This is a genomic window from Roseateles sp. P5_B10 (assembly GCF_056400485.1).
This window is the reverse complement of sequence record NZ_JBFULE010001287.1, coordinates 1-996: the sequence shown is the minus strand read 5'-3', so window position 1 is coordinate 996 and position 996 is coordinate 1. Positions and strand designations below refer to the sequence as shown.

At 70.7% G+C, this 996-nt stretch carries 1 protein-coding gene; it reads left to right on the top strand.

Annotated features, from left to right (window positions below; translation table 11 throughout):
• Positions 1–949: LysR family transcriptional regulator (locus tag AC1DU6_RS32780; protein WP_477862453.1), on the top strand; the 949-nt coding region annotated here is incomplete at its 5' end.
• Between the last annotated feature and the right edge of the window lie 47 nt (positions 950–996).

The following is a 996-nucleotide window of genomic DNA, read 5'->3' as shown; positions in this document are numbered from 1 at the left end:
TGATTGTTCCGCCAATGGATCAATGGGGCCAATGATGGAATCAGACGCCGACGACCTGCTGCTGTTTGCCCGCGTCATGGAGGCTGGCAGCTTCAGCCGCGCCGCCGAGCGGGTGCACTGGCCCAAGAGCACGGTGTCGCGGCGCATCGGCGCGCTGGAGACCCGGCTGGGCGAGAAGCTGCTGCAGCGCACGACGCGCAAGTTGACACTGACTGACTTCGGCGCCGGAGTGCTGGAGCACGCGCGAGCAGTCGCTTCAGAGGTGGATGGCGCGCTGGCGCTGGCGCTGCACCGCCAGCAAAAACCCAGCGGCCGGTTGCGCGTGAGCATGCCGGCGGACTTCGCCCAGGAGGTGGCGGCCGGCATGCTGGCCGAATTCGCGCTGGCCTACCCGGAGGTGCAGCTGGAGCTGGACCTGACGCCGCGGCGCGTGGACCTGATCGGCGAGGGCTTCGACCTTGCCATCCGCATGGGATCGATGGACGAGGACAGCCAGCTCGCCGCGCGCAAGCTGGCGACGACGCATTGGGGCCTGTACGCGTCACCGGGCTATCTGGAGCGGGTTGGCGAGCCGTTGTTGCCGCAGGCCTTGGACACCATGCACGGGCTGATGCTGCTGACCCGCCACGGCGAGCCCGTGCCCTGGCGGCTGCAGCGCGAGGGGGCCGAGCCCCACCTCGCCCGGCCGGCGCAGCGCACGTTGGCCAATGCGCCCAGCCTGCTGGCTCAGCTGGCGCAAAGCGGCGTTGGCATCGCCGGCATTGACCGCCTCATCGTCAGGGATGCGCTGGCGCTGGGCCGGCTGCAGCGCCTGCTGCCGGACTGGCACCTGCCGGGCTCGAGCTGCTGGGCGGTGTTCCCGGAGCGCCGGCTGATGCCGTTGCGCACCCGGGTGTTTCTGGAGGCGATGTCAGCCCTGCTGGACAACTGCCCGGCGCCGGGCCCTTGAGCCCGCCAGCGCCACGACGACGAGGCCAACGGCCAGCAGCGCCGCCA